At 56.4% G+C, this 23,926-nt stretch carries 21 protein-coding genes and 1 other annotated feature; of the genes, 11 read left to right on the forward strand and 10 right to left on the reverse strand.

Annotation, left to right across the window (positions count from 1 at the left end; genetic code table 11):
* Positions 1-35: 35 nt before the first annotated feature.
* The 3 genes from H8S45_RS00440 to H8S45_RS00450 form a co-directional block, all read right to left on the reverse strand.
* Entirely contained in the window at positions 36-668 is a 633-nt protein-coding gene (locus H8S45_RS00440; RefSeq protein ID WP_207724418.1) for a recombinase family protein, read from the reverse strand.
* A gap of 18 nt (positions 669-686) precedes the next feature.
* Entirely contained in the window at positions 687-1,709 is a 1,023-nt protein-coding gene (locus tag H8S45_RS00445) for a replication initiator protein A (protein ID WP_186949422.1), read from the reverse strand.
* A 280-nt stretch (positions 1,710-1,989) separates the two neighbouring features.
* Entirely contained in the window at positions 1,990-2,562 is a 573-nt protein-coding gene (locus H8S45_RS00450) for an N-acetylmuramoyl-L-alanine amidase family protein (RefSeq protein ID WP_107632080.1), read from the reverse strand.
* Positions 2,563-2,794: 232 nt separating this feature from the next.
* Between H8S45_RS00450 and H8S45_RS00455 the strand changes: the two genes are divergently transcribed.
* The 5 genes from H8S45_RS00455 to H8S45_RS00475 all read left to right on the forward strand — a co-directional run bounded on the left by H8S45_RS00455 (position 2,795) and on the right by H8S45_RS00475 (position 6,559).
* A complete protein-coding gene (locus H8S45_RS00455) occupies positions 2,795-3,664 on the forward strand; it encodes an NAD(P)H-hydrate dehydratase (protein ID WP_159068217.1) in 870 nt (289 codons plus the stop codon).
* Positions 3,665-3,746: 82 nt separating this feature from the next.
* A complete protein-coding gene (locus H8S45_RS00460; RefSeq protein WP_147573646.1) occupies positions 3,747-4,244 on the forward strand; it encodes a hypothetical protein in 498 nt (165 codons plus the stop codon).
* Positions 4,245-4,263: 19 nt separating this feature from the next.
* Complete coding sequence (gene alr, locus H8S45_RS00465) at positions 4,264-5,385, forward strand: alanine racemase (RefSeq protein ID WP_147573647.1); 1,122 nt, start codon at positions 4,264-4,266, stop codon at positions 5,383-5,385.
* Between the two features lie 151 nt (positions 5,386-5,536).
* Complete coding sequence (locus H8S45_RS00470) at positions 5,537-5,899, forward strand: type II toxin-antitoxin system PemK/MazF family toxin (protein ID WP_054325835.1); 363 nt, start codon at positions 5,537-5,539, stop codon at positions 5,897-5,899.
* A 75-nt stretch (positions 5,900-5,974) separates the two neighbouring features.
* Complete coding sequence (locus H8S45_RS00475; protein WP_054325836.1) at positions 5,975-6,559, forward strand: hypothetical protein; 585 nt, start codon at positions 5,975-5,977, stop codon at positions 6,557-6,559.
* Here the strand turns inward: H8S45_RS00475 and H8S45_RS00480 are convergent.
* The gene (locus H8S45_RS00480; RefSeq protein ID WP_107632081.1) at positions 6,552-7,862 is read right to left on the reverse strand and encodes a DUF1015 domain-containing protein; all 1,311 of its coding nucleotides are present in this window, start codon (positions 7,860-7,862) and stop codon (positions 6,552-6,554) included. The two genes, H8S45_RS00475 and H8S45_RS00480, sit on opposite strands and share 8 nt — an antisense overlap.
* A gap of 323 nt (positions 7,863-8,185) precedes the next feature.
* Between H8S45_RS00480 and H8S45_RS00485 the strand changes: the two genes are divergently transcribed.
* Both H8S45_RS00485 and ptsP read left to right on the forward strand, forming a co-directional pair.
* Positions 8,186-8,563, forward strand: a complete 378-nt coding sequence (locus tag H8S45_RS00485; RefSeq protein WP_054325837.1) for a hypothetical protein — start codon at positions 8,186-8,188, stop codon at positions 8,561-8,563.
* 164 nt (positions 8,564-8,727) lie between these two features.
* Positions 8,728-10,440: a phosphoenolpyruvate--protein phosphotransferase gene (gene ptsP / locus H8S45_RS00490; RefSeq protein ID WP_054325838.1), complete on the forward strand. Its 1,713-nt coding sequence runs from the start codon at positions 8,728-8,730 to the stop codon at positions 10,438-10,440.
* A 64-nt stretch (positions 10,441-10,504) separates the two neighbouring features.
* On the opposite strand, the gene H8S45_RS00495 is transcribed toward ptsP, so the two are convergent.
* The 4 genes from H8S45_RS00495 to H8S45_RS00510 form a co-directional block, all read right to left on the reverse strand.
* Complete coding sequence (locus H8S45_RS00495; protein ID WP_054325839.1) at positions 10,505-10,720, reverse strand: alpha/beta-type small acid-soluble spore protein; 216 nt, start codon at positions 10,718-10,720, stop codon at positions 10,505-10,507.
* Positions 10,721-11,058: 338 nt separating this feature from the next.
* Entirely contained in the window at positions 11,059-11,517 is a 459-nt protein-coding gene (locus H8S45_RS00500) for a hypothetical protein (protein WP_242977782.1), read from the reverse strand.
* On the reverse strand, positions 11,514-13,052 hold the full coding sequence (locus tag H8S45_RS00505) for a Y-family DNA polymerase (RefSeq protein ID WP_107630400.1): 1,539 nt from the start codon (positions 13,050-13,052) through the stop codon (positions 11,514-11,516). Before H8S45_RS00505 ends, H8S45_RS00500 begins: the two co-directional genes overlap by 4 nt.
* Before the next feature lie 59 nt (positions 13,053-13,111).
* Positions 13,112-15,265 (reverse strand): ATP-dependent helicase, encoded by a 2,154-nt coding sequence (locus H8S45_RS00510; RefSeq protein WP_186949423.1) that lies wholly within the window; start codon positions 15,263-15,265, stop codon positions 13,112-13,114.
* A 219-nt stretch (positions 15,266-15,484) separates the two neighbouring features.
* Between H8S45_RS00510 and H8S45_RS00515 the strand changes: the two genes are divergently transcribed.
* Positions 15,485-18,067, forward strand: coding sequence for a translation factor GTPase family protein (locus tag H8S45_RS00515; protein ID WP_054325840.1), 2,583 nt, complete (start codon positions 15,485-15,487; stop codon positions 18,065-18,067).
* 75 nt (positions 18,068-18,142) lie between these two features.
* Positions 18,143-18,571, forward strand: a complete 429-nt coding sequence (locus H8S45_RS00520; protein WP_054325841.1) for an RrF2 family transcriptional regulator — start codon at positions 18,143-18,145, stop codon at positions 18,569-18,571.
* 35 nt (positions 18,572-18,606) lie between these two features.
* Here the strand turns inward: H8S45_RS00520 and H8S45_RS00525 are convergent, their stop codons facing one another.
* Both H8S45_RS00525 and H8S45_RS00530 read right to left on the reverse strand, forming a co-directional pair.
* A complete protein-coding gene (locus H8S45_RS00525; RefSeq protein ID WP_147573651.1) occupies positions 18,607-20,025 on the reverse strand; it encodes a lipopolysaccharide biosynthesis protein in 1,419 nt (472 codons plus the stop codon).
* A complete protein-coding gene (locus H8S45_RS00530) occupies positions 20,022-20,597 on the reverse strand; it encodes a phosphatase PAP2 family protein (protein ID WP_159068003.1) in 576 nt (191 codons plus the stop codon). Before H8S45_RS00530 ends, H8S45_RS00525 begins: the two co-directional genes overlap by 4 nt.
* Before the next feature lie 222 nt (positions 20,598-20,819).
* Positions 20,820-21,059: a binding site (T-box leader), on the forward strand.
* Positions 21,060-21,100: 41 nt separating this feature from the next.
* Between H8S45_RS00530 and H8S45_RS00535 the strand changes: the two genes are divergently transcribed.
* The gene (locus H8S45_RS00535; RefSeq protein ID WP_390126344.1) at positions 21,101-22,636 is read left to right on the forward strand and encodes a 2-isopropylmalate synthase; all 1,536 of its coding nucleotides are present in this window, start codon (positions 21,101-21,103) and stop codon (positions 22,634-22,636) included.
* Between the two features lie 20 nt (positions 22,637-22,656).
* Positions 22,657-23,919 carry a 3-isopropylmalate dehydratase large subunit gene (gene leuC, locus H8S45_RS00540; protein ID WP_174887834.1) on the forward strand — a complete coding sequence of 421 codons (1,263 nt, stop codon included), beginning with the start codon at positions 22,657-22,659 and terminating at the stop codon, positions 23,917-23,919.
* The last annotated feature ends 7 nt before the right edge of the window (positions 23,920-23,926 follow it).

Consider the following 23,926-nt stretch of genomic DNA (forward strand, 5'->3'; position numbering starts at 1 on the left):
AAATGTACACATTCCCAAATTTTTGGCCGCTTTATTTAACCCCCTTTTTCAAACTTCACAGCCTTATAATAAAAAGTCCCTTCCGGCATATTGCAGGCTTTCGCTGCCAGCCGGAGAGGGATTTTCTTTTCCCGCCATGCCTTATGTACCTCGCGGAAGTTATCGGGCAGGGGCAGGGCTGGCCTGCCAAACTTGACGCCGCGCGCCTTGGCGGCGGCGATGCCCTCGGCCTGCCGCTGCCGGATGTTTTCGCGCTCATTTTCCGCGACAAAGGACAACACCTGCAATACAATATCGCTGAGGAATGTCCCCATCAGGTCTTTGCCGCGCCGGGTATCGAGCAGGGGCATGTCCATCACGACGATATCCACGCCCTTTTCCTTAGTCAAAATGCGCCATTGTTCCAGAATTTCTTTATAATTCCTCCCCAGACGGTCGATGCTCTTGATATAGAGCAGGTCGTCTTTTTTCATGCGCCGCGCGAGCCTTTTATATTGCGGCCGCTTGAAGTCCTTTCCGCTCTGCTTGTCGATGTAAATATTTCGTTTCGGGATGCAAAGTTCCTGCATGGCGATAAGCTGCCGCTCCTCGTTCTGGTCACGGCTGCTGACGCGGATATATGCGTATTGTTCTCCGATTTTATATACCTCCCTGCGTTTAATTTCCATAGACTGCTACCTTGCTTGTTAGTGTAACGCATATTGGATTCCTCTGCTTTCACGGGATTTAATCAGTCCCAACTTGGGACTGATTTCTTTCTGCCTGCGTTTTGGGCGCAGGCTTTCCGTAGTTTCCCAGAATAAACGCAGGGCGCGCATTGCCGCGCCCTGTGAGGGTGTTATCCCCTTGGCGGCCTCTAATCCCGCCGGAGGCCCGCAGTCAAGGCCCGCCCCATCAAAAGGGCTGCTCGCGGGCGGTTGCGCAGCAAACGCCCGGCCTTGACGGCGGACGGACGGCGGGATACCCTCCGCGCATGGGGTAACGCCCTGTTGCTGCGGGTGGGGTTTCAGGGGCATACCCCTGACAAGCGGCGTTTGTGACACAAATGCCATACTTGCGCGGACAGCGACGCCGCGAGGCGTCGCTGCCTGTTGTGTGACTGGATTTGGCTGGCCTGATAACTGACTGTCCCGCTGTAAATCCGTTTCGGGATGGATAGATAGATGGATAGATTTCATTAACTCAGTATAATTCTTATTCGTATAATTACATTCGGTTTTCCCGTATTCTTGACTTCCTGTTTTCCGCGGTGCAGAGGTATCGTTTTGAGCCGTCAAGACTTCCGTTTCTGTGCAGTTTTGATTACGGCTGCCGGTGGGATGATGGGGCGGCTCTGGATGCCCTTGCGCGGTAAACTGCCTGACATAAATTTTGGACGGTTTGCCCTGTCCCTGACGGATACGTTCTATTAAGCCGACGCCTTTTTTGTTATCCAGCTCATTCAGCAGCTTTAATGTCTTGTCCTTTTTGCAGTTGAGATGCTCCGCGATATCCGTGACAGTGTAATAGATAAATACGCGTCCCTGCTCGTCATACCAGCCATTACGGGCGGATAAACACATACGGTCCAGCATCAGGCTATATAGCAGTTTGGCGTCTGTGGACAGGCCGCGAAACTGCGGGGCGGTAAACAGCAACCGGGGGACGCGCAGAAAGCGGAAACTCTCCGACTGTTCGTCGTAGTAATAATCAAAGCTCATTTCTCTCATAGACTTTCCTCCTCGTATAATAAGTTTTAAGGTTAATGAAATCATGTATCAGTAGGCTTAGAGATGCCCGTGATACAATAGCTGTAGAACAGCAGAGTCAAGTTCTTGGTCCTCCTTGTAGATAAGAAAAACGGCACTATCCGTCGGATAGTGCCGTTTTCTGGCGCTTATTCTCTTGTCATAAAGACTCTTGTACGGTGATTGCCTCTTTTTTGCGCTTTTTCTGCCCTTTTTGTTATTCCTTATGCGTATCCGCCTTTGGACCGCCTGCTTTTTCCTGTCAAAGTGGGGCAAAGCCGAAATAGCTGAGCAGGCCGTTGTAGATCCCCTGGGCAAAGCCGTAAGGGTCGTCGCGCAGCTTTTGGGCGTCCTCGGCGTTGCTGAGATAGGCAAGCTCGACCAGGATCGCGGGCATGGAGGTGCGCCGCAGTACGAACAGGCTGGGATTCAGCCGGACGCCATTATCCTTGGTACCGACGCGCTCGACAATGCCGATCAGGACATGCTGTGCAAGCCAATAGGGCTGCGTATTTTGCTGAAAAACATAGACCTCCGTACCGTTGATGGCCGGATTGACGTTGGAATTGCAGTGGATGCTGATAAAATAATCGGCGGGCCAGCTGTTTGCCATGCGCACGCGCGCGGCAAGGCTGCTGGCATTACTGGTGCCAAGTATTTCGTCAGGGGAATTGCGGCTCAGGCGCACCTCGAAGCGAGGGTCAGCGCGGAGCAGGTCGGCCAGATATACGCCAACGATAAAATTGACGTCCTGCTCGCGCAGGCCGTTGCCCTCCGCTCCGGTATTGGGGCCGCTGGGATTATGTCCCTGGTCTATAAAAATGCGAATAGCCAATTGATCACACTCCTTCGGTTCAGTTTATTCCGGTACAGTGGCCGCCGGTGACGGAAAAGAAAGAATGCCGCCGGATTCCTTGACGGGGATCCGGTAAAAATGCTATGCTGTAGAGGGCAGGAAAGGTTTGGATAGCAGGGAGTCCGTTTTTTCATAAACAAAGGGATATTGCGGATCCGGAAGACAAAATTATGACCATACCCGCAGGAGCGGGATGAAGGAGCCTTACAAAATGATGACAGAACTTGATCAGAGCTATGTGGACCGCATCATACCGGAGCGGGCTGCGGAGGCGAACAAGAATGACTTTGGCCGCGTGCTGTGCGTCTGCGGCTGTGCGGGATATACCGGAGCGGCTTATTTTGCCGCGCAGGGAGCGGTGCGCATGGGAAGCGGCGTGGTGACGCTGGCGACACCGGAGCGCGCTTGGCCCGTGCTCGCGGTGAAGCTCAATGAACCGGTTGTTCGGCCGATGCCGTGCGGTGCGGATGGGATGCTGTCGCGCGAGGCACTGCCGGCGTTGCTGTCGCTCGCGGAAAAGGCAGACGCGTTGCTGATCGGCTGCGGTCTGGGGCGGTCTTACGCGGTCGCGGAAATTGTCGTGACATTGATCGAAAATGCAAAATGTCAGATTGTTTTGGACGCGGATGGTATAAATGCGCTGACCGCGCATAAGGATATACTGCGGCAGGCGGCACAGCCGGTCATCCTTACGCCGCACGCGGGGGAATTCGCCCGTCTGTCCGGCCTGGAAAATCCGCAGCAGGGCGAGCTGACGCTGTTCGCCCGTAAGATGGGCTGCATACTGCTGTACAAGGGACACCGCACGCTGATCGCGGCGCCGGATGGCAGACTGTACCGGAACCATTCGGGGAATCCCGGCATGGCGAAAGGGGGCAGCGGGGATGTGCTTGCGGGGATGCTGGTCTCCCTGTGCGGACAAGGGCTGGATCCTGTGGACGCCGCCTGTGCGGCGGCTTGGCTGCATGGACGCGCCGGGGACATGGCGGCCAACGCGCGCTCTGAGTACGGCATGACGCCGGGCGATTTGCTGCACTTCCTGCCCGATTTGCTCAAACGGTATAATACGAGGGAGTGGTGATCTGAAACAAAGGCTATGTGCGGCCGCGCTGGCCCTGTGCCTGCTTTCCGGCTGCGGCGCGCCCGCGGCGGACGGGGAAAGTGTGCGCGAATATTTCAGCGCGCTGACGGGATTTGAGGCGCATATCAAAGTTTTATCCGATTTAGAGGATTCTGTGCTGGAATATGAGATGGATTATAATTATAATAAAGAAGATGCGGACACATTCACGATCACCGCGCCGGAATCCCTGGCGGGGATCGGAGGGCGCATTGCCGGAACGGACAACGGGGCGTTTTCTCTGCAGTACGATGGCATGGTGCTGGACGACGCGATGCCGCAGCGCACCGGGCTGACGCCTGCGGACGGGCTGTTCTGCCTGCTGTCCGATCTGCGTAACAGCGAGCCGGAGCAGCAATGGACAGAACAGTCTTCGGGGACCGAGTTGCTTGTTCTCCGGTATGCGGAGGACGGTACGGATGGCAAAATAGAAAAACAGGTATGGCTGACCGAAAACGGACGGCAGCTCGTCTGCGCGGAGCTGTATGCGGACGGAAAACGGGTGCTGACAATCCAGGTCATGTCGTATCAGGAAACATAAATTAGGGGATGAGCAAAGAATGGAACCGAGCAAGCACCGCACCTGGGCGGAAGTAGACTTGGGTGCGATCGAACATAATTACCGTGTAATCTGTGCGCAGGCAAAATCGCCGGTGCTGTGTGTGGTAAAAGCGGATGCGTATGGGCATGGCGCGGTGCAGATCGCGACGCGTTTACAGGAGATCGGCGCGCCGTATTTCGCCGCCGCGACCGTGCCGGAGGCGGTGGAGCTGCGCGAAAACGGTATCCACAAGCCAATTTTGATTCTGGGATATGTGGATGAGGCCGATATGGATACCATTGCCCGCTGCCATATCACGGCGCCGGTCTATGATACCGAAACCGCGCGCCTGTTGTCAGAGGCCGCCGTGCGCACGGGGGAGAGGATCGCGGTACACTACAAGCTGGATACCGGCATGACGCGCCTGGGTTTTTCAGCATGGGACACGGAGCGGACAATAGAGCAGATTTTGTGGTGTTCCGATCTGGCTGGGCTGGATTCCGAGGGGATTTTTACACACTTTGCGGTTTCCGACGTACCGGAAGGCAGAGCGTACACGGCGCTCCAATATCAGCGGTTTGAGGCGGTGTGCGACGGCCTGCGGCAGGCCGGACTCGACCTGCCTCTGCGGCATTGCGCCAACAGCGGCGCAATCCAGAGTTATGAGCAGATGCACTGCAGCATGACGCGGGCGGGCATCATCCTGTATGGATACCGGCCGGATGTCTCTGTGCCGCCGGTGCTCGATCTCAGGCCGGCCATGACGGTCAAGGCACGCGTGGTGCAGGTTCGCGATATCCCTGCGCATACGACGGTCAGCTATGGCCGCACCTTTGAAACAGATGGTCCGGCACGCATTGCGGTCGTTTCGATCGGCTATGCGGATGGATTCCTGCGCACCGGCTCCGGAAAGGCGCGGGTGGTCATCAATGGACGGAGTACGCCCGTGCTTGGACGCATCTGCATGGATATGTGTATGGCACGCGTCCCAGAGGGAGAAAGCGTGCAGCGCGGGGACGAGGTTATCGTATGGGGCGCAGATACCTGGACGGCGGAGGACGCAGCGGCGGCTGCTGGCACGATCTCCTACGAGGTGGTGTGCAGCATCAGCCGACGGGTACCGCGTTTTTACAGGGGCTGACAATCCGCCTGTGGTTCGCATAGGATGAATCGGGGAAAATTCCCTGACCTTATGCCATAGTTTTTTACACGACTGTTATATTTTCTTGTGGCGTGGGGAAAATAGGTTTGCGGACAAACCGCAAATCTATTTCATCGGAGAGTGAACCAAAGTGGATACCAGCATCAAACGGGGAGATATTTACTATGCCGATCTCAGCCCGGTGGTCGGCAGCGAACAGGGGGGCATCCGTCCAGTACTTATTGTCCAGAATAATGTGGGCAATCGGTACAGCCCGACGGTGATTGCCGCCGCTATCACATCGCAGGTCAACAAGGCCAAGATGCCGACCCACATCACGCTTGGTGCGCCCAACTACGGACTGACCAAGGATTCCATCATCCTGACCGAACAGATCCGGACGCTGGATAAAAAGCGCCTGCGCGAAAAGATGGGCTCGCTCGATGAAAATGCGATGCGCCATGTGGATGAGGCTCTGGCCGTCAGCTTCGGCTTGGGATCTGTACAGGGCTGAACGTCATATTTGCAGGCAAAAGCGCGTATCCTATTATTGGATACGCGCTTTTTTACGGGAGGAGGGGGAGCGGCGGTGCAGGCAGAGGTTCGGTTCCGCGGCAGTGCGGTAGGCAGGCTGGAATGGCTGCCCGACGCTTACGGAGTACGGATTGATTTGGACTGTGCGATTCCCTGCGACCTGCTGCTGCGCTGCTATGCAGCGGCGGATGGGGCAAGGCCGCTGCTGGTCGGCCTACCGGAACCGGTCGGAGGACGGCTGCGGCTGACGCGGCATTTATCCAGAGAAACACTGAAAACGGCCGGGTATGCGAACCAGCAGCCATCCGACTTTTATCTCTCTGCCGGAGAGGAAGAGGAGGTCGGCCGGCAGTCCGTGTCTCAACAGGACGCTTCAGAACAGGCGCCGCCTCCGGACGCACGGCAGACAGAAAGGCAGTTATGGACAGGGGATGTGGTGTTGGATAGCCTGGTGGAGCGCGGCGAGCTGAAAGCGGAGGCTGCGGAGGGGACGCTCTGCCTGCGTTGTCCCTTTGCGCCGGACCGGCCGTTCCTGCTGGCGCCGGCATTCGTGCTTTGCACGGTGGAAAACGGGGAAGCGGTGCTTCGCTGGACGAAAAAGGACGCAGCCGGAAAGGCTGCGTCCGAAGAGATCACTTGACGATCGTTTTGGCTTCCATGTAGTAGCGCTTTTCGTGCGCCTCTCCCATGGAGAAAGTTTTGCGGGGAAGCACACCGTCGAAAATAACGCCGCGGAACAAATCGTTTTTGGCAATATCGGGCAGGATAAAGCCAAGATTGCCGGGCTTTTCGGCGAGGGCGGCCACAACATCCGCGCCGTGGATGTAGTCAATCTTGGCCGAGGGATGCGCGCCCAGATATGCGTCAAGGCCGGTCTGGATGGTCGCGACAGGGATGGACCATTTGGGATTCTCGACAACGAATACGCCGGAGCGGTTTTCCGCGCGGAAAGGATAATAATGTGCGGCGGCATCTGCCGGCGCCTGCTCGGCGACATAGGCCTTGCAGCCTTGGGATTCGTAAAATGCCGTGAGACTGCCGAACAGTTCGTTAGTCTCCACACCGAACAGGATGCGGTGGATCGGTTCGATAATCAGGCTTTCGTCGTGGATATTGACCACTTCGACCAGGGCGTAACGCGCGGGGTGGTTCTGCTGCTCCTCGGCGGACAGGCTTTTTTTTGTTTCCTCCCAGTATGCCTTCGCGGTCGCCATGGAGTGGTTGCCGTCGCCGACCGCATAGGGAAGGAGGGCTTGGGCGTCCGTGCAGCCATACTTTTGGTTGAATGCGGCTCGGTCGCAGAGTGCTTCAAGCCCAGCCTCGACCGTGTCGGTTTCCACGCCCTTGGGAATGAACCAGCCGGTGATATGGCCGCCGTTCTGCATCAGATCGGTGTCGTAAATTCTGTCAAAAGAAGCGGTTTTCTCAAAGAGCGGTTCGATAATCGTGCGGTCGGGATCGTCGATCAGGATCATGATGTGCGGCAGCTCCATGCAGGCTCCCTGGCGCACCTTGAGACGCGGCGGGATGCGCTCGACAACGGTTTTTTCCGTGGGACGGATCAGGGAAGCAGAGCCGGGCGTGTATTCATACGCCTCAAGATCCATGGCAAGCACGATTCCGCGCCGCGGGCAGGCGCCGCCAGACCAGCGTTCGGTCAGGATAATGCCGGCGGGAAGCGTTTGCAGCGTTCCCTCCTCAATGTAGCGGCGCATAGTCTTATGAATGGTTTCGGTGCGCGCTGCAACGTCCACCTCTTCCAGATAGACTTCCGGCAGGGTCAGACGCAGCGTGGAGGGGGCGTCTCCAACGATGCGGTCGGTCTCCGCCCAATATTCGGGCTGCGAGGTATATTGATCACAGGCGATGACCGCCCATTTGGAAAGGTCGGTCCCTTTTGGGGGCAGCATGATTTCGGGAATACGGGTGCAACGGTTTGCCATGTTTTGTCGTTCCTCCTCACAAAATGTTGGAATGATTCCAGTATAGCAGAAAAACGGTGCGCAAGCACGTTTTTTTGCAAATTTATTCCGGAGTTTTGCAAATCGATAAAGAAGGTTTCGCATAATGGATAAATCCGTGTGGATCTGGAAAGCAAAACAGGATAAACTGTACAAACAGCCGGCACGGCGGATACCCTATTGACAAGGTAGGGATATGTGGTAAACTAAAATAAATAAGCAAAGGCTAACTGCAAAAGGGAGGCCTGCGGCAAATGCAAATGGACGGGGCGGAAGCCCCGATTGTAAGATAGGATGATCGAAAGATGAGTTGTCATACCGGAAACTGCAAAGGATGCCAGGGCTGCGGCGGCTGCGGAAACGGTTTATCCCTGTTTCGGGAGGAACTGGAACTGCTGCGCTGCTTTGCGCAGAGCCCGTTTCTACCGGTCGCGTGCGCGGCAGGGGCGGCAGAGCCGGTCTACCTGGAAAACGGGCGGGACAAGGCGGGGAACTATGCGGCGGCGATCGCATTGCTGCAGCGAAAGGGGCTGATACGGGTGGATTATGACATCCCCTTAAAAAATTTTGCTTATGACGGGTATGAGACATATCCCTGCAAGGGCAGCATGGCGCTGACGGCAAACGGGATACGGGTGCTGGAGGTACTCGAAACACAGGGGGTTACGGGGGAAGCGCTGTGAAAATAAACGCTGACAGACGCGCTTTGACCACGATACCGGACTGCGGGGCGCGCTTGCGGAAAATGGAGGAAAGACAAGGATTTGCTTGACGAAAGCACCAAGATACCGTACAATGGTGTTGAAATATTTGTTAGGATTTACAATCCACAGGAGGAAAACGGCTCATGTTGAAATTCAAAGCGATTGGTGTCTCTGAAGGCCTTGCACACGCGAAAGCGCTCGTGATCAAAGAGGCGGATTTAACGGTCGTAAAAAACAGTATTACGGATGCTGCCGCTGAGCAGAAACGGGTAATCGATGCCGTGGAGCATGCGAAAAAGCAGATAGAGCTTCTGCGGGATGAGGCGGAGAAGAATATCGGCGCGGCCGAGGCGGAAATCTTTGACGCGCATCTGCTCATGCTGGACGACCCTGATTTTGTGGAAGGCATCACCAATCTGATCGCAGATGAAATGGTTTGCGCAGAATATGCCTGCTTTGTCAACTGCGAGAATTTCCAGGCCATGTTCAGGGCGATGGACGATGAATATATGCAGGCGCGCGCGGCGGATATCGGCGATATCTCCCAGCGCATCCTGAAAAACCTGAAGGGGATCGCAGACAACGCGATCGACTCGATCTCCGAGCCGTGCATCATTATTGCCAACGATCTGACTCCGTCGGATACGGCAAAGATCGGCTCCAAGCCCGTGGTGGGCTTCGTTACGCGTATCGGCGGACGGACCAGCCATTCCGCGATTATGGCGCGCTCCATGGGCATCCCTGCCGTAGCCGGTGCCGGCGAGAAGGCGGATGAAATAAAGGATGGAGAGGAGCTTTTGCTGGACGGTGCGACGGGCGAGATCGTCGTGTCGCCCGATGCGGAAACACTGTCCCAGTTTGAACAGAAGAAAACGGCGGAGGATGAGCGCCGGGCAATGCTGGTGCAGTTTAAGAACCGACCGGGCGAAACGAGCGATGGCCGCCGTGTGATCGTGGAAGGGAATATCGGCACACCGGAGGATGCGGTGCGCGTTGCCGAGCTGGGCGGCGAGGGCGTCGGCCTGTTCCGTTCGGAGTTCCTGTTTATGGACCGCGACGACTTGCCGAGCGAGGAGGAGCAGTTTGAAGCCTACAAAAAGGCTTGCGAGACGATGGCGGGCAAGCCGGTCATCATCCGCACTTTGGATATTGGCGGCGATAAGGAAGTTCCCGCGCTGAACCTGGAAAAAGAGCAGAATCCGTTTTTGGGCTACCGCGCGATTCGCATCTGCCTGAACCAGACCGATCTGTTTGTGACCCAGCTCCGCGCACTGTTGCGCGCCGCGCAATACGGCGACCTGCGCATCATGTTCCCTATGATCTCCTCCATTGAGGAGATACGCAACGCCAAGCAGGTACTCCAGCAGGCCAAGGACCTGTTGGATGCGGAGGGCGTCGCCTATAATCCGAATGTCAAGGTCGGCATCATGGTTGAAATTCCGGTAGCGGCCGTTTGTGCGGATATGCTAGCAAAAGAAGTGGATTTCTTCTCCATCGGCACAAACGACCTGATCCAGTATTCCTGCGCGGTGGACCGCATAAATGAAAAAATATCCTACCTGTACCGCCCCCTGCATCCGGGCGTGCTGCGGCTGATTCATATGACTGCGAAAGCGGCAAATGAAAACGGCATCGAGGTGGGGGTCTGCGGCGAGATGGCCGGTACGCCGGGGATGGCGCCCGTTCTCTGCGGACTCGGCGTGACCAACCTTTCGATGTCGGCATCGGCGATGCTGGCGGCGAAAGCCGATCTTGCGGCGCATTCCTTTGCGGAATGCAAGGAATTTGCCGAGCGCCTGCTGTGCGCCGCGAGCGCTACGGAAGCGGAGCAACTATTTGCCGAGTGGCGCGCTTGATAAAATAAACAAAGAGCGCTGTTTCCTTCACCAAAGGAAACAGCGCTCTTATTATTTTCAGGACTTAGCCCTGGTTAGCCAGATTCTGCTCGTAGGATTCGATCATCTTCTTGACCATCTGGCCGCCGATCGAGCCCGCCTGGCGGGAGGTCAGGTCGCCGTTGTAGCCCTGCTTCAGGTTGACGCCAACCTCTGCTGCCGCTTCCATCTTAAAGCGGTCCATTGCAGCGCGGGCTTCCGGTACCATACCCTGATTAGAACCATTTTTTGTGTTAGTCATGATTGTTCTCTCCTTTTCGATTTCGTTTTTTTGTTTAGTGGGTTTTGCTGATAGTATCTTGTGCGGCAAAACGCATGATATGACTTGAAATTGCTGCTCTTCATGGAAAAAGCTGAGTGATTTGAACGAAAAAACGGAAAAAAAGTTTTAATGTGCGAATTATCCGTTTGCGTTTTGCCATGCCGTTCCTATGAATATGTGTGAAACGCGGCACTGGATACCGGTGTGGCGGCAAAATGCAGCAGGCTCGACGGCGTATCCATAGCAGCCGGTTAGGTCTGCAGTAATGGAAAAACGGGACAGAAAAAGATTGTTTGTTGGGGAGAATGTGTTTCCATCTATATATCGACGCCGCGGAATAAGGGGCTTTCGATTGCGAGGAGGTCGTCGATCGCAATAACAGTGCCATCCATCAATAGAATCTTTCTTTCATGCTCGTTAAACCTTTTGATTGTACCGGATACTGTGGCGTAAGCGCCGCCCTCTTTTTTTCTGTCTGGGATGAAATAGGTGACGGCGATATGCGGATGCTGACCGGAACGCTCCCGCAGGAGCCGTAGCCGCCTATCGATCACGGCTTTTTCGTTTTCGTCCAGATCAATCTTCCGGTCGGTGAGCCGTGCTGTCTCCTTTAGCGTATCGCCATGCCCTGTCAGCGCGGCGAACGGGGCGAACTGCGCGGCACGGTCCAGCATCGGCATGGAGGGATGCTTTAAAGACCTGTGATGCGGCCGTTTGAGGATATCGTCATACCGGCGGATTTTGTCCGCCTGCCCATAACGGTTTACGCCTTTCACGCCCGATGCCCTCCGATCTGGCAGTTGCGCTCCCTCGCGGTAGCGGATTCCTGTAGGCTGGTGCCTTTCAGAATCGCGTTTTTGCCATGTTTGCTTTTGATGGATAACACAGCCTGCTGCATTTTCCTTTCCCGCGCTAACAGGGCGTCCTGCTGCCGGCGCTGCTGCGACAATACGTTATAATCGGTGAAAAGATCGAGCTGCTCGAAAGTCGGCTGGTGTATCGCCGCATCTTCTTCAAGCACATGGTTTGCGGACAGGTAGATCCGCCGTATGGTAAGCGTTTTGTTTACAATGCGGTCGTACAGTTCCAGAACGGCATTGGAGATAAGATGCGCGGAGAAGGTATGCCGGTCCAGGTTGGCGGTTCCGTGCGCATGCTTGGGGATTGTACGTCCATAGCGGTCTGCGGTGACTGCACCGTGATACGCCCGACGCGTTTCAGGATGGGTCAGGTTTTCCCGATCATATCCGACGGTCAGGACGATCTGGTCGATGACGAGCCTGCGTCCGACCAGGTCGAGCGCGAGCAGATCTGCCATTTCCTGCACCACCAGCCTGGCCTGTGAAAAGCTGTAGGGGGATTTCAATACCTGCCCCGAAGAAATGCTTTTCGAGGAGGGGCGGTACCTTTTGATATCCGCGATGGTGCAGGGCTCCCAGCCCCATGCGTGGTCGATCAGCAGCTCCGCATTGATGCCGAACATCTGATAGAGCAGGTCTTCGTTATAATAATCATTCGGCTTGCCGAGGGAGCAGCGCGCGATATCGCCCATAGTGTATATCCCGTGCTGCGCCAGCTTTCTGGCGTAGCCCCGCCCCACACGCCAGAAATCGGTCAGAGGCTGATGCCGCCATAGCAGGCGACGGTAAGTGATTTCATTCAGGCGCGCAATGCGCACTCCCTTGCTGTCCGGCCGGATATGCTTTGCGACGATATCCATGGCGACCTTGGACAGATAAAGGTTGGTTCCGATTCCAGCGGTCACAGTAATACCGGTCGTCTGCAGCACATCGCGGGCGATCATCGACGCAAGCTCACGCGCGGAAAGCCCGTAATAGGGCAGGTAGTCTGTCGCGTCGATAAATACCTCGTCTATGGAATAAACATGGATATCTTCGGGTGCGATATATTTCAGATAGAGCTGGTAGATTCGGGCGCTCCATTCAATATAGTGCGCCATTTGAGGCGGCGCTGTGATAAACCCAACCGCCAGTGACGGGGAGGCCTTCAGTACGGTATCGTCGCAGGATTCACCGGCCAGGATATGGTTGGGCGCGTTTTGCCTCCGGTTGCGGTTGACCTCCCCGACCCGCTGCAGCACTTCAAACAGGCGCGCCCTGCCGGCGATCCCATAAGCCTTGAGGGAAGGGGATACCGCAAGGCAGATCGTTTTTGCCGTCCGGCTGGCGTCCGCTACGACGAGATTGGTTGTCAGCGGGTCAAGGCCACGCTCCACACATTCGACCGCGGCGTAAAATGATTTCAAGTCGATCGCGATATAGGTGCGCTCTTGGGGGGTATCTGTCGACATATTCTCACCTCACAGGCAAAGGGGGATGGGGATAAAAAGGCGGCTGCGCTCCCAGCGCGCTAAAGCGGTGTGATCCGGACGCGGAAGGAGATGCTGCGCGGCGTTGGGATATCGTCGAACTGAACGGTGTAGGTGGAAGCTTCCCGATCGATGGCAAGGATGGCGCCGTCGCCAAAAATAGGATGCGAGATCCGCTGTCCCGCTGAAAAAGAAGGGCCGGCCGCCAAGGCGCTGAGCTGACGCTGGTGAAAGCGGATATGGTCCGAGGCTTCGGCCACAAGGCTTTCCGGAAGCTCGGCGGTATATTGTAGCAGCAGGCGGTCGATATCGAAAACGAAGCGGGAGGGGATGCGGGAGGAGCCGTCTATGTTGCGGCCTGCATTGTCCGATAGGAACAGCCCGCCTTCTGCGCGGGTCATGGCGACAAAAGCGAGGCGCCGCTCCTCCTCCATGGCCGGCAGGGTTTTCGTTTTGACAGAGGGGAACACGCCCTCGCAAAGCGAACAGAGGAAAACATACGGGAATTCCAGCCCCTTTGCCGTATGGACGGTCATCATTTTAACGGCATTGCGCCGCTCTGACGTATCGCTGTTGGAAAAAAGCGCGACATGGGAAAGATAATCCTCCAAAGTACATTCTTCGCCGCAGGCGGCTTCATATTCATAGATGGACTGCTTCAGCTCCGCCAAATTATCCAGCCGGTCCTGATTGCCCTCCGTCCGCAGCATTTCCTCATAGCCGCTCCGGTTGAGCAGAATGCCGAGAACCTCGGAGACAGGCTTGCCGGCATATCTGGCCGCGGTTCCCTCAATCAACTGGATGAACGGGCGCGCTTTCGTGTTTCGGAACAGTTCGTCTTCCAAACAACGATGCAGCGCTTCGTACAGCGAGCAGCCGTTTTGTTCCGCATAGAGCTTCAGGAAGCGCATCCGCTTTTCACCGAGGTTTCGTTTGGGGGTATTGACAATACGCTGGAAAGAAAGGTCGTCCCGATAGGCCGTCATGCGGAGGTAAGAGAGTGCGTCCTTGATCTCTTTCCGGTCAAAAAACTGCGCGCCGCTGTATATGACATAGGGAAGCTTGCGCCTGCGAAAGACTTCTTCCAAGGTTCGCGTTACATAATGCGCACGGTAAAGGATTGTAATATCCTGATAAGGGACGCCCTGCTGCTCCAGCTCCGCGATTTTTGCGGCGATCCATTCCGCCTCCTGCTCCGCGGATTCCGCATGGTGAAAAAACACCGGACCGCTATCCGGCAAAGTCGAGAGGAGTTCCTTTTTGATGCGGTGGACATTTTTGGAGATCAGGGAATTGGCTGCCCGCAGGATTTGCGGGGAGGAACGGTAGTTCTGCATCATCATGATGGTTTTGCAGTTCGGAAACGCTTTGTCAAAATCCAGCAGGTATTTTACATTGGCGCCGCGCCAGGTATAGATCGTCTGATCGGGGTCCCCGACGATGAACAGGTTCCTGTGATAGCCGCAGAGTACGCACATCAGCTTATACTGCAGCTCGTCGATATCCTGGAATTCATCGATCATTATATATTCCAAGCGCCTTTGCCATTTCAGACGGATGCCGGCGTCCTGCTCAAAAAGATACAGCGTAAATTTGATCAGATCGTTATAATCTAGGCCAAAGCACCTTTTTTCCTGATACAGATAGCCGTAAAAAATGATATCCTCCACAGCGGCGGCAGAGAGATATTTCTCGCGCAGCCCCTCCAGCGGCATGGCCAGCATATCCTGGTAATAGTCCGGCTCCTGAAACAGCTTGCGTATTTCGATCATATCCCGCGCCCTGCTGAACGTCATATGGCGCAGGGTGAGGTTTCGTTCCTCATAAACGGTTTGCAGCATGGTGTCGATATCCGAATTATCCAGCACGAGGAAGCGCTTGGGATACTGCACGGCATGGCTGTCCTCCTGCAAAACGGATACGCAAAAGCTGTGAAAGGTGCAGATATAGCCTGCGTCGCTATCTCCGGTAAGCTGGCGGATTCGCTGACGCATTTCACCCGCTGATTTATTCGTAAAGGTAACGCACAGAATATTGCCGGGCAGGATGCCAGCTTCGTTTACCAGATAGGCAAACCGGTGCGCGAGCGCGCGTGTCTTTCCGGAGCCGGCGCCCGCAACGACGCGGATCAGGCCCTCGGTCGTTGTGACCGCCTCACGCTGCGCGGCGTTTAAGTTTTTCAGGACATCCTGCATAGCGACCCCACCTTTTTTCTGTTGCGTGTGCGGGCGTCCGGCGGCTTCCGCACCCGCTGTTTACAGTATAGCATAAAGATTTGAGACATGCAAACATTTGTTCGTGTTTTTGGCCGATGATCGCGTGGCCCGCTTTGCGAGAGGATTCGGCTTGTCCGAACACCGTGTTTTTGCTATAATAATTTTATAATACAACGAATTACAGCAAATGAGGAAATTATGAAACGAATTGTCGTCGGAATTCTGGCACATGTGGATGCCGGTAAAACCACGCTGGCCGAAGCGATGTTGTACCGGGCGGGTGTGCTGCGCAGGCTTGGCAGAGTGGACCACAGGGATGCTTTTCTCGATACGGCCGCGCTGGAACGGGAGCGCGGTATCACGATTTTTTCCAAGCAGGCGGTTTTTGATCTGGCGGGAACCTCTGTCACCCTGCTGGATACGCCGGGACATGTGGATTTCTCTGCGGAGATGGAGCGCACGCTTCAGGTGCTCGACTATGCGGTTCTGGTGATCAGCGGTACGGACGGCGTACAGGCGCATACCCATACGCTTTGGCGACTGCTTGCGCGGCATCAGATCCCTGTAGTGGTTTTTGTCAACAAGATGGACCTCGCTAGTACGGAGCGGGCGGGACTGCTCGCCGAACTGAAAAAGCAGCTGGGGGAGGGCTGCGTTGATTTCAACGGAAACGCCGTGCGGCAGGCGTTTGAAGAAAGCCTGGCGGTATGCGATGAAACGCTGCTGGAGCGGTATCTGGACGGACAGGCCGTGCGGGATAAGGATATTGCCGCACTGATTCGGACAAGAACGGTTTTCCCATGCTATTTCGGCTCCGCACTGCATCTACAGGGTGTGGAGGACCTGCTGGACGGATTGGACCGCTATACGGACATGCCGGCGGATGGCGCGGCTTTTGGAGCGAGGGTGTTCAAAGTCGCGCGGGATGAGCAGGGAAACCGGCTGACCTATCTCAAGCTGACCGGCGGTACGCTGCGTGTGCGCGAGGTGGTCAGCGGCAGCGAGGACGGCGGCTGGCAGGAAAAAGTCAACCAGCTTCGGATCTATTCCGGCATGAAGTACCGGACGGTGGAAACAGCGGAATGCGGTATGGTTTGCGCGGCGACAGGGCTGACGCATACCATGCCGGGCATGGGGCTGGGGAGCGTGGCGGGCGCGCTATCACCGGCGCTGGAACCAGTGCTGACCTATCGGATGCGGCTGCCGGATGGCTGCGACCCGCATGTGATGCTGCAAAACATGCGGCTGCTGGAGGAGGAAGACCCGCAGCTTCGGGTATCGTGGAATGAAGCGTCTGCGGAGATCCACCTGCAGCTTATGGGCGAGGTTCAACTGGAAATACTGGCACGGCTGATTGAGGAACGCTTTGGGGCGGCCGTGCAGTTTGACACGGGCAGGATTGTTTATAAAGAGACGATCGCTTCGCCGGCTGTTGGTATCGGTCATTTTGAGCCGCTGCGCCACTATGCGGAGGTGCATTTGCTGCTCGAGCCGGGCGAGCGGGGCAGCGGCCTTGTGTTTGCTTCCGCCTGCCCGACCGATGTGTTGGACCTGAACTGGCAGCGGCTCATCCTGACCCATCTGGGAGAGAAGACGCATATCGGTGTGTTGACCGGCGCGCCGGTCACGGATATGAAGATCACACTGCTCACCGGTCGGGCGCACGTTAAGCATACCGAGGGCGGAGATTTTAGGGAAGCGACCTACCGCGCGGTGCGGCAGGGCTTGATGCAGGCGGACAGCATTCTTTTGGAGCCGTATTATGCTTTTCGACTTGAGGTGCCGGAAAGCTGTATCGGGCGGGCGATGAGCGATATTCAGCGGTTGGATGGTTCGTTTGAGATACCGGAAAGCAAAGACGGCCGCGCGGTACTGACCGGAAAGGCGCCAGTGTCCACCCTACGCGATTACTGGACTGAGGTTGCGGCGTATACGCGCGGTGAGGGGCGGCTTTCCTGCGAGCTGTCCGGCTACGAGCCGTGCCATAATGCGGCGGAAGTGATCGCGGCGGCGGCATACGACGCCGCGCATGACGTGGAAAACACACCGGATTCGGTTTTTTGCTCGCATGGCGCGGGGCATGTCGTCAAATGGGACGAAGTACCCGCGCAGGCGCATCTGGACAGCGGCCTCCGGCTGGGCGGCGGAAAAGAACAGACGGATACGCCGCCGGCACGGCAGACACGCTCCCGAGCAGGTTCGGGCCTGGAGGAGGACGCGGAGCTTCGCGCGTTGTTTGAACGCACCTATGGCCCGATCAAGGACCGGGGGTTCGAGGCGTTCCAGCAAAGCCGCAGGAAAAGCGCTACGCTCGAGCAGCTGTATGTGACCCGCATCCGCGCGGAGGATTACCTGCTGGTGGACGGCTACAACATCATATTCTCCTGGGACGAGCTGCACGACATCGCGGCGGGGGACATCAACGCCGCGCGGGAAGCGCTGCTCAACCTGCTCAGCGATTATCAAAGCGTGCGCAAGTGCCATTTGATCGTGGTGTTTGACGCGTATAAGGTTAAGGGCGGCGTCGGCTCGGTCGAGAAGCTACATGGCCTGGATGTCGTTTACACCAAGGAGGCGGAGACTGCGGATATGTATATTGAGCAGGCATCCTATGACTTGTCCCGCAAGCATCGGGTTCGGGTCGCGACCTCGGACGGTATGGAGCAGATGATTATTCTGGGGCATGGGGCGGAACGCATGTCTGCGACCGAGCTGAAATGGGAAGTGCAGCAGGCAAGCGAGCATATTCAAAGCGTTTTGCGGGAGATGAAAAACCGGTGAACGGGTAGCTCTGCGCTTTACTGCTTGAATTCATAGTAATTCTGTGGAATAATAGTGGAAAGAGGGGAATGCCATATGAAGATTTCTACAAAAGGCAGGTATGCGCTGCGCCTGATGATCGACCTTGCGCAGCATGACGCAGGGGGCTTTATCCCGCTGCGGGATATTTCCAGGCGCCAGGAGATATCGGCAAAATATCTGGAGCAGATTGTTGTGCAGCTTTCGCGGGCGGGCTTTGTCCGGTCGATCCGCGGTGCGCAGGGTGGGTACCAGCTTTCCCGACCGCCGGCGGAATATACGGTCGGCGATATCCTGCGCATCACGGAGGGGTCGCTCGCTCCGGTCGCGTGTTTGGAGAGCGAGCCGGTCGAATGTTCGCGCGCGGGCGACTGTATCACATTGAATTTTTGGCGCGGCTTATTTGATACGATCAATCAGTATGTCGATTCCGTGACGCTCGAGGATTTGATCCACAGGGGACAGTCGCTGGATTTTTCCATTTGAAAAGCCGCAGGCTTAGGCCTGCGGCTTTTATTTGCTTACGCGCGGTGCAAAAGCTTTTTTACGCCGAGAAGCAACTCCTTGCAGTTGAGCAGGAATACGAAACCGAACAGAAGCAGCTGCCAGACGATCCAGAGCGGCGGCTCCGTGAGCATGAGCGCGGTCTGGACGGCGAGCAGGAGTACGGTGCCTCCCAGACGCCTGACATTCCAGTGGATCGGCATGAACCGGCGGCTGTCAATCGCGCGATAGAGGAACAGGCCGATATAGCTGACCATGGACGCGGTGGCGGCGCCCATGCCGCCGTACCGCGGGATCAGCAGCACGTTGAGCAGAATATTAACGACCGCGGAAAACGCGGTGGAAAGGAAAGAGGGGACCGTGCGTTTTTCCAAAAGATAGACGCTTTTCTGGAAGCTGGAAAGACAGTTGAACCCCGCGCCGACCGCCAGCAGGGGAATAAACATCCAGCCTATAAAGTAGCTGGGAACAGCGAGGATCATCATAGCCAGCTTGGCGCACATGATGCCGCCCGAAGCGATAATGAAAACGATTGAACTGTAGGTGTTTCCAACGTTGGAAAAGAAGCGGATCTGCTCCGGACGGGAATTGTCATTGACCATGGAGAGCTGCCAAGCGTCGACAAATATGGACGCTACCAGCGCGATCAGCGTGGGGACGCGGTAGGCGACCGAGTAGATGCCGCTGACCGCGGTGCTCTGCATGCTGGCCAGAAAGGTCTGCCCGAAAAAGCCGACAATATAAACAAAAATCGCATCGGGTACAAGGGGCAGGGAATAGGCGAGCATGCCCCGCCAGAGGTGGAAATTGATCTGCAGCGGCTTGATATATTTCCACAGTCCGGCAATCAGGAACAGGCAGATCGTGGAGAGAGCGTCCGCGCAGATAATGGAAAATACATAGCCGAATATGTTCCACTCAAATACCTTCAGGTAGAGGATGTTGAGCAGAATGGTCATCAGCGTGCGGAAGATGCCGTCGACCGCATAGAGGCGGACAAAGCCGAGCGCGCGGATGAACTGGCTGCATACATTCTGCGTGCAGGAGGTCAGCACATACAGGTAAATCAGCCATTGGTAATCCAACAGGGAACCGCTTGTGCCGAAAGAGGTTTTATAATGAATCAGGCTGAGCGCGGGGTGGAACGGCAGGGAGATCAGGAAGCCGCAGAGTAAGGTAAGCAGCCCGATGGTAAACACCTCGGGCTTGCTCTGCCTGCGTTCCAGCCCATAGCGGATGACCGCCTGCCCGATGGACAGGGACACGACCGGATAAAGGATGCTTGTGGTTTTGACGATCAGGTCCGCCACGCCCATTTCGTCCTGCGTGAGGATACCCGTGTAAAAACGGAGCATCAGAATCACAAGGATTTTGGAACTGAATGTGCCGACCGCAAAAATAAACGTGTTGCTTAAAAGGCGCTTATACTGATTCATTGGACACCCTTTCTCAGACGAGCGGCATGGATACGGTCAAAAAGACGGTCGACAAGCCACACGGCAAGCAGGCCGCAAAGGATACCGATCAACAGGCCGGCGAGCACATCGGTCGGATAGTGTACACAGGCGTAAAGACGGGAAAAACCGATCAGCGCAGCGACCACATAAGCGGCAGCGCCGGCTTTTCGGTGGAAAAAGCAGAGCGCTGTTGCGGCGGCAAACGAGGACAGCGTGTGGCCGGAGGGGAACGACCACTGATCGCCCGGGTCGAGCAGCGCGGTCAGCTCCGGATGCGTGACAAAGGGACGCGGCCGCATGACCCATTCCTTCAGAAAAACATTGCCCACCAGCAGGCCGATCAACAGGGCCGCGAGCATCGCGGCCCCCGCGCGTCGGGTCTTCCTAAAAAAGAGCAGGATGACCGCCAGCGCAATCCACAGTGCGCCGCCGTTGCCCAGGGTGGAGAATACGGTCCAGACTGCGTCGGACACACCGCCGCGCCAATGCTGGAAAAGCTGCAGCAGGATTTCATAATCAAACGTATGGACAATATCCCAGAAAACTTCCACAGCGGAACTCCTCTCAGTGGAATTTGCGGCGGAGGGGCGAACACGTGGGTGCTCCCTTCGCCAGATGCAGGTTTTTTGAAAATCGTATTTGCTATACCAGTAACTATACCAGATAAAGCGCTGCTTAGCAAGATTTATCAAAATGTAGCGAATGGCACAAAGAAAAATCTGAAAAAGCACTTGACAAAGCCGCAGGGCAGAGAGTAATATAGTCACATAATGAAAAAAGTGATGAACGGGTAAAGTAACCGCGTCCCTGTCCGCAGAGAGTTGCCGGCCGGTGTAAGGCAGCGTCAGAAAACGGTGAAACTCGCCCGGGAGCTGTCCGCTGAAAGCCTTTGGCCGGTAGGCTGGAACGGAGGCCCTCCGTTACAGGGGCGGCGTATTGTTAGATGCGCGCTGAGTGGTCGCAGGAATGCGGCAACAAGAGTGGTACCGCGGAGCTTTCGCTTCGTCTCTTAATTTTGGATTAAGGGACGAAGTTTTTTTTGTCCCTGTACACCCTGAAACAAGAAAGTGAGGACAAGAAAATGGGCAGAACAATTCGAATATTTGACACAACACTGCGCGACGGTGAGCAGTCCCCCGGCTGTAGCATGAACCTGAACGAAAAGATCGAGGTAGCCAAGCAGCTCGAAATGCTCAAGGTCGATATCATAGAGGCCGGCTTTGCCGCCGCCTCCCCGGGCGACGCGGCCGCGATCGCGGCGATCGCAGATATCGTTCGCGGCTCAACGATCTGTTCGCTGGCACGCTGCAACGAAAAGGACATCGATGCGGCGTGGAATTCCATCCGCCGCGCAGAGAACGCCCGCATCCATACGTTTTTGGCCACCTCTCCGGTGCATATGCAGTATAAGCTTAAAATGACGCCGGACGAAGTGGTGGAATCGGTTGCGCACAATGTTGCCTATGCGAAAAAATACTGCGACGATATCGAGTTCTCCGCAGAGGACGCCTGCCGCTCGGATCTGGATTTCCTGTGCCGCGTGTTTGAAACCGCAATCAAGGCAGGAGCGACCACGATTAATATTCCGGATACGGTCGGATATATGATTCCAGAGGAGTATGCGGCGCGGATCCGCTACCTGCGCGAGCATACGCCGGGCATTGAAAATATTGTACTCTCCTGCCACATGCACAACGATCTGGGTATGGCGGTCGCAAATTCGCTGGCCGGCGTGGAAGCGGGCATCGACCAGATCGAATGCACAATCAACGGCATTGGAGAGCGCGCGGGCAACGCTTCCATGGAGGAATGCGTTATGGCGCTCAAAACGCGCGCGGATATTTTCGGCATCGCCTGCAGCATTGATACGACGCAGATCTACCGCGCCAGTCGCATGATCCAGACCATCACGGGCGTTTCCGTGGCGCCGACCAAGCCGATCGTCGGTGCGAACGCGTTTGCGCACGAGGCAGGTATCCATCAGCACGGTGTGATGGAAAACAAGGAGACTTACGAAATTATGACGCCGGAGTCGGTCGGCATCCCGAAGAACGCAATCGTGCTGGGCAAGCATTCCGGCCGCCATGCGTTCGAGGAGCGGCTGCGTGAGCTGGGCTATACGCTGGATCAGGAAAAGCTCAACAAGACGTTTGAAAAGTTCAAAGCTCTGGCGGACAAGAAAAAGGTCATCAAGGACCGCGACCTGGAAGCGCTGGTCGGCGCGGTGCCGGTTTCCGGTGAGGAGCGTTACACGCTGGACCGCTTTGTCATCAACTCGGGCAACACCATCACTTCGACCGCGGTCATCCGCGTCAAGAAGGGCGACGAAACCTTCGAACGCGCGGCCGTGTCGGACGGCCCGATCAACGCGGCGTTCCGCGCAATCAATAAGATCGTTGACAAGGATGTGGAGCTGGAGGATTACTCGCTGCGCTCCATGACCGATGGTGAGGACGCGCAGGCGGAAGCGATCGCCAAGATCAGCGTTGACGGGGGAGAGATCGTTACCGGCCGCGGCGTTTCGACCGACGTGATCGAGGCATCTATCAAGGCCTACATCAATGGCATCAATAAGTACTTTATCGATTAAAACAGGGGGGAAGCACTGTTATGGGCATGACGATGACACAGAAAATACTCGCAAAGCATGCGGGGCTGGAAAGCGTGGAAGCCGGGCAGTTGATCGAGGCGAACGTTGACCTGACGCTTGCCAACGATATCACCGGTCCGGTCGCGATCCGTGAAATGGAGAAAGCCGGCTTTGACAAGGTGTTTGACCGCACCAGGATCGCGCTGGTGATGGACCACTTCGTGCCGAATAAGGATATCAAGTCCGCGGAGCAATGCCTGGAATGCCGAGAGTTTGCCAAAAAACATCAGATTGTCAACTTCTATGACGTGGGCGCGATGGGCATTGAGCATGCGCTGTTGCCGGAAAAAGGGCTCACCGCCCCGGGCGAGCTGATTATCGGCGCGGACAGCCACACCTGCACTTATGGCGCGCTGGGCGCGTTCTCGACCGGCGTGGGTTCGACCGACCTTGCCGCCGGCATGGCGACGGGCAAGGCTTGGTTCAAGGTGCCGGGCGCGATCCGGTTTGTACTCAAGGGCAAGCTTAGCCCGTGGGTGTCCGGCAAGGACGTGATCCTGCACATCATCGGCCAGATCGGCGTGGATGGCGCGCTGTATCAGTCCATGGAGTTCGTGGGCGAGGGCGTGGCCTCCTTGTCCATGGACGACCGCTTCACCATTTGCAATATGGCGATCGAGGCGGGTGCGAAGAACGGAATCTTCCCCGTGGATGAAAAGACCATGGCGTACATCCAGGGGCGCGTGGACCGTGAGGTCACGGTGTTCGAGGCTGATCCGGACGCGGTATATGAGAGGGAGATCGAGATCGACCTGTCTGCCCTCAAGCCCACGGTCGCGTGTCCGCACCTGCCCGAGAACACCAAGACCATCAACGAACTGGGTCATATCGAGGTGCAGCAGTCGGTCATCGGCTCGTGTACCAACGGCCGCATCGACGATATGCGCGCCGTAGCAGCCATTCTCAAGGGCCGCAAGGTGCATCCGAGCGTGCGTACCATCGTCATCCCTGCCACACAGGAGGTTTATCTCCAGTGCATCGAGGAGGGGCTGACCAAAATCTTCATCCAGGCGGGCGCAATCGTTTCCACCCCGACCTGCGGCCCATGCTTGGGCGGCCATATGGGCATCCTGGCGCACGGCGAACGGTCGGTTTCGACCACCAACCGCAATTTCGTCGGCCGCATGGGACATATCACTTCGGAGATCTATCTGGCAAGTCCGGCCGTTGCGGCGGCGAGTGCGGTCGCAGGCTATATTTGCGCGCCCGACGAGCTGAAGTAAGGGAGGA

The organism is Agathobaculum faecis (genome assembly GCF_014287995.1).
GTDB lineage: Bacteria > Bacillota > Clostridia > Oscillospirales > Butyricicoccaceae > Agathobaculum > Agathobaculum ammoniilyticum.

Excerpts from the sequence above, each read along its gene's own strand:
- H8S45_RS00440 (WP_207724418.1), bottom strand. The coding sequence starts at position 668 with ATGGAAATTAAACGCAGGGAGGTATATAAAATCGGAGAACAATACGCA.
- H8S45_RS00445 (WP_186949422.1), bottom strand. The coding sequence starts at position 1,709 with ATGAGAGAAATGAGCTTTGATTATTACTACGACGAACAGTCGGAGAGT.
- H8S45_RS00455 (WP_159068217.1), top strand. The coding sequence starts at position 2,795 with ATGATGACAGAACTTGATCAGAGCTATGTGGACCGCATCATACCGGAG.
- alr (WP_147573647.1), top strand. The coding sequence starts at position 4,264 with ATGGAACCGAGCAAGCACCGCACCTGGGCGGAAGTAGACTTGGGTGCG.
- H8S45_RS00480 (WP_107632081.1), bottom strand. The coding sequence starts at position 7,862 with ATGGCAAACCGTTGCACCCGTATTCCCGAAATCATGCTGCCCCCAAAA.
- H8S45_RS00485 (WP_054325837.1), top strand. The coding sequence starts at position 8,186 with ATGAGTTGTCATACCGGAAACTGCAAAGGATGCCAGGGCTGCGGCGGC.
- ptsP (WP_054325838.1), top strand. The coding sequence starts at position 8,728 with ATGTTGAAATTCAAAGCGATTGGTGTCTCTGAAGGCCTTGCACACGCG.
- H8S45_RS00495 (WP_054325839.1), bottom strand. The coding sequence starts at position 10,720 with ATGACTAACACAAAAAATGGTTCTAATCAGGGTATGGTACCGGAAGCC.
- H8S45_RS00505 (WP_107630400.1), bottom strand. The coding sequence starts at position 13,052 with ATGTCGACAGATACCCCCCAAGAGCGCACCTATATCGCGATCGACTTG.
- H8S45_RS00510 (WP_186949423.1), bottom strand. The coding sequence starts at position 15,265 with ATGCAGGATGTCCTGAAAAACTTAAACGCCGCGCAGCGTGAGGCGGTC.
- H8S45_RS00515 (WP_054325840.1), top strand. The coding sequence starts at position 15,485 with ATGAAACGAATTGTCGTCGGAATTCTGGCACATGTGGATGCCGGTAAA.
- H8S45_RS00520 (WP_054325841.1), top strand. The coding sequence starts at position 18,143 with ATGAAGATTTCTACAAAAGGCAGGTATGCGCTGCGCCTGATGATCGAC.
- H8S45_RS00525 (WP_147573651.1), bottom strand. The coding sequence starts at position 20,025 with ATGAATCAGTATAAGCGCCTTTTAAGCAACACGTTTATTTTTGCGGTC.
- leuC (WP_174887834.1), top strand. The coding sequence starts at position 22,657 with ATGGGCATGACGATGACACAGAAAATACTCGCAAAGCATGCGGGGCTG.